Raw genomic sequence first — 3,501 nt, forward strand, 5'->3', positions numbered from 1 at the left:
GCAATTCTTACAAAAATACCGTTGTACACCATCTGGTTGTCGCCCCTTGAACCCAATGAGATTAGAATTGCATTTTGGACATGACATTCCATAAACTTGTGGTTTTGGTTGCCATGATTGCAACGCTTGTTGCATTGCGATTTCACATCTGAGCTTGTTGAAATTAAAACTTTCTTGCGTATTCATAGTTACAAGTTAGCTACAGGTTTAAATTTTCAAAATGACTTCTTCGACTTCGGCGTTGCGAATAGTAATCTGATGAACAATCTGGTGATAAATTTTGACCTTTTCATCTGGAGATAGAGTGTGCCAGATTGCTAGATGATTACCAGCACGGATAATTTCCTCTGTGCTTTTATTGAGAATTGAGTCACAGAGGAATGGATTAATTTCCTCTGCAATTTGTAAACGAATCTTCTGTTTAAGTTTTTCTAGGTCTGGGTCAAACCCGAGAATTTTTTCTAGAGCCTCTAGGCGAGATTCTAACTGCTTTAATTTTTCTGACTTTTCCTGCTCTCTAGTTGGCTGTTCGTCTAACTGATTGGCTAGAGTTTGGGAACGCTGCACTAAAATATTGATCAGAGCATTCTCAATAGTTGATTTGCGGGTAGATTTTTTATTTCCACAACCCATACCTGCATATCTACAAGCAAAATAATAATACATCCCTTGCTGATGCTTGGCACTTTTAGTGATACACTTGGAACCACATTCAGCACAAAAAACGAGACCTGTTTGATAAGCATATTCTCGGTAACAAACAGGGTTATTTGGGTGTTGATTAAAGCTAAAATGCCCAGTTTTCGAGTTAAACAGGAGAATTTGTTGAATCTCTGCTGCTTCGGCATCGGTGATCAGCCTATGCTCTGGATGAGTATCATAGATTATTTGCCAGTCTTCAGGCTTATTTCTCTTTCTTTTTCCTTTGCTAGTAGTAATGCGTTGGAGATAAGCAGTATGTCCACACAAAACCGGGTTAGTCAACCAGCGATTAAAACCTGCGGAAGTCCAATGAAATATCCCATCACGGCTATTTCTATTCTTATGTATTTTGACTAGTCCGTATTTCTGGAATATAGCTTTCAACCCTCGGGTAACTCCTTGAGCCTGTAAAAATATGTCAATACAATCTCTGGCTATCTCTTTAATACTTAGACCAGGAAGTTTAGTGACATCGCCTTCGTTATAGAGNNTCTAGATAATTGTCTGGTCTGTCGGAAATTCTACAAAGAAATAAACGAGTATCTAGTTGATATTTATCATTAACTACTTGGTAGGCCCAAGGATAAGATTCACAAGCGGCTTGTTTGTTTCGGCGGTGTTGTTTACCGTGCCTTGTTCGCTCTGATAAAAGGTCAGTTTCCCATTCAGCAAGAGCACCTAGTACATTGACCATTAACTTCCCCTGAGAAGTTTTTAAATCAATTTGCTGGTCTAAAATCCTTAAATTTACACCAGCTTGTTGATAAATATCAAGACATTCTCGTAATTTGGGTAAAGAGCGAGCTTTTCTATCAATTCTTGTGATAATAACTTCATTCACTTGTTGAGAAATAACTAAGAACATCAGTTTTTTTAGAGCAGGTCTATCGTCGTTACTGCCGGATTGAATATCTTGAAAAATTTCTGTCGCTCCGGCTGCTTTTAGTCTTGCTATCTGTTGTTCTAAAGCATGGGAGTCCACAGCTTGTTCACGAGAAGAGACTCTGGCATAGCCAACAATTTTATTCATATTCTCAAGAAAAAACCCAATAAATACATCAACTTGTATGAAAATATTACCACTTATTTGTGCATATCCTGCCCCCACTGGCTATGCACAAAAAACGAGACTAATTTCTCAATAAAACTGCTAACATTTATCCAAATAATCTGATTTTTAGCTAATTTAAAAACCAAGTAATTGGGCAGAATTTTGAGGACAAGAGAAGTAGCAGAACCAAACAATGGTCAATCGTAATTATCAGTAAAGTTGGAAAAATATTTTTCGATAAAAACTCAAAAAGCCACCGAAATTAAATTCTCGGTGGCTTCCTTTCAGAATGACCTATTAGTTGTGGTAGGACTGTTATCTACGGTAATGCTATCTATTATATAGAATTTTACTCAGTTGACAATACCTATCTTTAGTCAACTCAGATATTGAAACTCGCAAGAGAGTTAGCAGTTTGAAATCCAATATCATGGCACTGGGCAGCCCAAGCCCAGTACCATTATTGTTACTTCTTGTCACTCATTTTAGTCAATACGCATCAGTTCGGCTCACATTAACTGCAACGCCATAGGTAGTAATCAAGGTTTCATTGCTTATAAAACTTTACTACCAGTAAAAATACTCGTTATGGTGCATCGTAGCTGTTTTCAGTTTCTAACTTGAAATCAACAAAGAAATCTAAAGGTTTTTTGTAAATCATTGCAAAATCGGTTAGTTCAACCACATCTACTCGTCTCTCGCCAGACTCACAGCGCGAAACATAAGACTGCGGCTGATTCAGCTTTTTCGCAATCATGGAATACGAGTAATTGAGCGTTTCGATCACCACAGGTGTGAGCAAGAGCCAGAACAAGTGGTAAAATAATTTTTAAAAATAATGGAAAAGATGTACTAGGAAAGATTCTCGGGCATCTCTAGAATCCATGAAGCTATAGCAAGGCACATAAGCAAGCGGTATATAAATAGACTAGTGGTGGAGCAACGCCACTTTGTTGCTCCTTTGTGCGATCGTATTTTCCCATCCCATATCTGCTGGAAGTAATTTAGTCCAAGCCGAGATACTTGATATTTGGGGGAGAGCCTCGCCAGTTCTCCACCCCAATTGCCAATTACACGAAATCCTAATTATGTGGAATCAGATAGCATCAATCAAAAATTAAGAAACGCTTGCGTTCTCAAAACCGTAGATGGCTGACCACAAGCGTTTTTGGTAGGTAGCGCCGTGCAACGCTTTTGCTCGACAATGGCTCAGAGTGACAACATCTCCAGCCTGCTGTCAGTGTTCGCTTTTCTGAATTACGCCTGTAATAACAAATCAGTAGCTGACAAAGTAGTGACCCCTGATAAAGTTGCAAATTGTCCTCCAGAACCTAAACCTGCTGTTGCACCATCGGTATTGTAGAAGAGGTCGCCGTTGGCACGATTGAAGACGATGCGGGCGCTGCTAGTTCCAGCAATGGTAGCTCCGTTGGTGGATGCGTTGATGGTGGCAAATTCGCTGGTGCTGAGGCTAGATCCGGCGGCACTGGTGAGGGCGGTGAAAGTAGTTTTATCCAAGATGATTTTGTCGGTACCGCTGAGGAAGTCGGTGATGGTGTCGATGCCGATTGTGCTGCTATTGAAGGCAGCGTTAATGTCGAAGACGAAGTGATCGCTGCCAGTTCCACCTGTAAGGGTGTCATTACCACCACCACCATCAAGGCTATCATTACCACCACCGCCATTAATGTTGTCATTACCACCACCGCCAATAATGGTGTCATTGGCACTTCCACCTGCAAGATAGT

Annotated in this window: 5 protein-coding genes; all 5 read right to left on the reverse strand. The window is 40.2% G+C overall.

The annotated features are described in order from the left end of the window. A partial coding sequence (locus I8752_RS37430) for an IS1/IS1595 family N-terminal zinc-binding domain-containing protein (RefSeq protein ID WP_318780864.1) occupies positions 1 to 186 on the reverse strand: 186 nt, incomplete at its 3' end. A 21-nt stretch (positions 187 to 207) separates the two neighbouring features. After that, a complete protein-coding gene (locus I8752_RS37435) occupies positions 208 to 1,086 on the reverse strand; it encodes a recombinase family protein (RefSeq protein ID WP_225895740.1) in 879 nt (292 codons plus the stop codon). Positions 1,087 to 1,183: 97 nt separating this feature from the next. Next, positions 1,184 to 1,732: a recombinase family protein gene (locus I8752_RS37440; protein WP_225895741.1), complete on the reverse strand. Its 549-nt coding sequence runs from the start codon at positions 1,730 to 1,732 to the stop codon at positions 1,184 to 1,186. A 607-nt stretch (positions 1,733 to 2,339) separates the two neighbouring features. Continuing rightward, positions 2,340 to 2,543 carry a helix-turn-helix domain-containing protein gene (locus tag I8752_RS18420; RefSeq protein WP_318780865.1) on the reverse strand — a complete coding sequence of 68 codons (204 nt, stop codon included), beginning with the start codon at positions 2,541 to 2,543 and terminating at the stop codon, positions 2,340 to 2,342. Positions 2,544 to 3,010: 467 nt separating this feature from the next. Continuing rightward, positions 3,011 to 3,501 (reverse strand): M10 family metallopeptidase C-terminal domain-containing protein (locus I8752_RS18425; protein WP_404827101.1); only part of this gene is annotated, 491 nt, incomplete at its 5' end.

Origin of the sequence: Dendronalium phyllosphericum CENA369, from assembly GCF_016056275.1 — a bacterium.
GTDB lineage: Bacteria > Cyanobacteriota > Cyanobacteriia > Cyanobacteriales > Nostocaceae > Dendronalium > Dendronalium phyllosphericum.